This window comes from Actinomyces sp. Z5, assembly GCF_003287795.1.
Taxonomy (GTDB): domain Bacteria; phylum Actinomycetota; class Actinomycetes; order Actinomycetales; family Actinomycetaceae; genus Actinomyces; species Actinomyces glycerinitolerans.
The window spans coordinates 33097-36770 of sequence record NZ_QMIN01000052.1; the positions used below are offsets into that span (position 1 = coordinate 33097).

2 protein-coding genes are annotated in these 3674 nt (G+C 66.4%); both read left to right on the top strand.

The window, feature by feature from the left end; all coding sequences use genetic code 11:
- The first annotated feature begins 256 nt into the window (after positions 1-256).
- The gene (aspS, locus tag DRB06_RS07115) at positions 257-2032 is read left to right on the top strand and encodes an aspartate--tRNA ligase (RefSeq protein ID WP_111819512.1); all 1776 of its coding nucleotides are present in this window, start codon (positions 257-259) and stop codon (positions 2030-2032) included.
- Between the two features lie 150 nt (positions 2033-2182).
- Positions 2183-3674: ABC transporter substrate-binding protein (locus DRB06_RS07120; protein ID WP_146750830.1), on the top strand; the 1492-nt coding region annotated here is incomplete at its 3' end.

The window sequence follows — 3674 nt, forward strand, 5'->3', positions numbered from 1 at the left end:
GGACCGGCTGGGCCTCGGTCTCACTGCCGGTGGTAACCACAGTGCTGCTCGCGCTGGCGGCGGTGCTGCTGGTATTGAGCGTGATCATGCTGATCGAGCGCCGTCGCCTGCGCGCCTACGAGCGCGAGCTCGAATACGCGGCCAGGCGCTGAATGCGCCGGGCGCCCGGCGTAGTATCGCCGCCGGCGCCCGCCCGTCTCGCGGTGCGCCCCGCCGGACGCCGGCTCAGCGTCCCCAACGGAAGGAAAACAGCACCGTGATGCGAACCCGTGATGCAGGGACTCTGCGCGCAGCCGACATCGGAGAAGTCGTCACCCTCGCCGGATGGGTGGATCGCCGCCGTGACCACGGCGGTGTCGCCTTCATTGATCTGCGTGATGCCTCCGGCATCGCCCAGGTCGTCATCCGTGAGGAGGTCGCCCACGACCTGCGCGCCGAGTACGTGCTCCAGGTGACCGGTGAGGTCTCCGCACGCCCCGACGGCAATGCCAACCCCAACCTGCCCACCGGGGAGATCGAGGTTGTCGTCTCCGACGTCGAGATCCTCAATCCCGCGGCGGCGCTGCCCTTCCAGGTCTCCGACCATGCCGAGGATTCCGGTCAGGTGGGGGAGGAGACCCGCCTGAAGTACCGCTACCTCGATCTGCGCCGCACCCCGATGCAGCACGCCATGCGGCTGCGCGCCAAGGTGTCTCAGGCCGCCCGGCGCGTACTGGACGGCCACAACTTCGTGGAGATCGAGACACCCACGCTGACCCGCTCTACCCCGGAGGGCGCCCGTGACTTCCTGGTGCCCGCGCGCCTCGCACCGGGGTCCTGGTACGCCCTGCCGCAAAGCCCCCAGCTGTTCAAGCAGCTGCTCATGGTGGCCGGCATGGAGCGCTACTACCAGATCGCCCGCTGTTACCGCGACGAGGACTTCCGCGCCGACCGCCAGCCGGAGTTCACCCAGCTGGACGTCGAGATGAGCTTCGTCGACCAGGAGGACGTCATCGCCGTAGCCGAGGACGTCCTGAAGGAAGTATGGGCGCTGATCGACTACGAACTGCCCACCCCGATTCCGCGCATGACCTATCGCGACGCCATGGAGCGCTACGGCACCGACAAGCCGGACCTGCGCTTCGGACTCGAGCTGGTGGACCTGACCGAGTTCTTCAAGGACACCACCTTCCGGGTCTTCCAGAACCCCTATGTCGGCGCCGTGGTCATGCCTGGTGGGGCCTCGCAATCCCGTCGCACCTTCGACGCCTGGCAGGAGTGGGCCCGCCAGCGCGGAGCCCGCGGCCTGGCCTACGTGACGGTCGCCGAGGACGGCACTCTCGGCGGGCCGGTCGCCAAGAACATCACCGACGCCGAGCGCGCCGGCCTCGCGCAGGCCGCCGGGGCCAAGCCGGGCGACTGCATCTTCTTCGCCGCCGGCACCGTGGATGCCTCCCGGGCCCTGCTCGGCGCCGCCCGCCTGGAAATCGGCCAGCGCTGCGGCCTGATCGACGACAACGCCTGGTCCTTCGTGTGGGTGGTGGACGCGCCCCTGTTCAAGCCGTCGGCCGAGGCCAAGGCCGAAGGCGATGTGGCCCTGGGCAAGTCCGCCTGGACGGCGGTTCACCACGCGTTCACCTCGCCCAAGCCGGAGTGCCTGGACACCTTCGACACCGACCCCGGTTCGGCGCTCGCATACGCCTACGACATCGTGTGCAACGGCAACGAGATCGGTGGTGGCTCCATCCGTATCCACCGCCGTGACGTGCAGGAGCGCGTCTTCAAGGTCATGGGGATCGGGCCGGAGGAGGCGCAGGAGAAGTTCGGCTTCCTGCTGGATGCCTTCAAGTTCGGCGCCCCGCCGCACGGCGGCATCGCCTTCGGCTGGGACCGCATCGTGTCCCTGCTGACCCACGCGGACTCCATCCGCGACGTGATCGCCTTCCCGAAGTCCGGCGGCGGCTACGACCCGCTCACGGATGCGCCCGCGCCGATCACACCCGAGCAGCGCAAGGAGGCCGGCGTCGACGCCGTACCGGAGGCGGGCGACTGACGACCCGATTTGTTATCGCGTCAATGTGTGTATTCTCAGGCGCATGTGAATAGTCTCAGCCGTCGGTGCGCAGCATCGACGTCAGTGGGCGTCACTGCGCCGCACATGCGTTCGCACATTCATTCGACTAGAACAACCACATAGAGGACCATGAACACCGCTACTGTCATCTCCCGCCGTGCCTTCGGCATCGGAGCAGCCTCAACGGCCGTGCTGTTGTCCCTGGCAGCATGCGGTTCCAACAACGCCTCCGACGACTCGACCGCAGGCAATCCCGTGCTCGCCTACGGCACCGAGCCGCAGAACCCGCTCATCCCCTCCAACACCAATGAGGTGGGCGGCGGACGCATCGTCGACCTGCTCTTCGCCGGCCTGTACAGCTACGACGCCGACGGCGGCATCGTCAACGAAGTCGCCAAGGACGTCACCACCGAAGACAACCAGACCTTCACCGTCACTCTCAACGAGGGCTGGACCTTCTCCGACGGCACACCCGTCACCGCCGACTCCTTCATCAATGCGTGGAACTACGGCGCAAAGGCCTCCAACGCGCACCTGTCCAACTACTTCTACGAGCCCATTGAGGGGTTCTCGGAGGAGAAGGACTCGGAGCTGACGGGCCTGAAGAAGGTCTCCGACACCGAGTTCACCATTACTCTGACCGAGCCGCAGTCGGACTTCCCACTGCGCCTGGGCTACTCCGCCTTCTACCCGCTGCCGGAGTCCGCCTACGACGACATCGACGCCTTCGGACAGAACCCGGTGGGTAACGGCCCCTACACGCTGTCCAGCTGGACCCACAACGATCGGGCCGAGCTGGTTGCCAACCCCGACTACACCGGCCCGCGCAAGGCCGTCAACGACGGCGTCACCTTCGTGTTCTACACCGACTATGACGCTGCCTACGCGGATCTGCAGTCCGATGCCGTCGACGTCCTGGACGCCATTCCGGACTCCGCCCTGGCCACCTTCAAGGACGACCTGGGCGACCGGGCGGTCAACCAGCCCGGCGCCGTCGTCCAGTGCTTCTCCATCGACGTCGACTCCGAGCACTTCAAGATGGACGAGGAGGGACGTCTGCGCCGCAAGGCCCTGTCGCTGGCCATCAACCGACAGGAGATCTGCGACACCATCTACAACGAGACCCGCACACCGGCCTCCGACTTCACCTCGCCGGTGATCGAGGGCTGGACCGCGGACGTCGAGGGCAACGAGGTGGTCGCCTACGATCCCGACGCGGCGAAGGAGGCATGGGCGGCCGCAGACGCCATCAGCCCCTTCGATGGCGAATTCACGATCGCCTACAATGCCGACGGCCCGCACAAGACCTGGGTGGACGCGGTGTGCAACTCTATTAAGAACACCCTCGGCATCGAGGCCTCCGGCAATTCCTACCCCACCTTCCGGGAGTTGCGCGACGACATCAATGCCCGCACCATCACGTCTGGCTTCCGCACCGGTTGGCAGGCCGACTACCCGTCCATGTCCAACTTCCTTGGCGCCGTTTTTCAGACAGGAGCCGGTTCCAACGATGCCCACTACTCCAACTCGGAGTTCGATGATCTGCTGAACCAGGCGGCGCAGACCACGGACGCGGACGAAGCGCTGAACCTGTACGAACAGGCACAGACGTTGCTGTTCG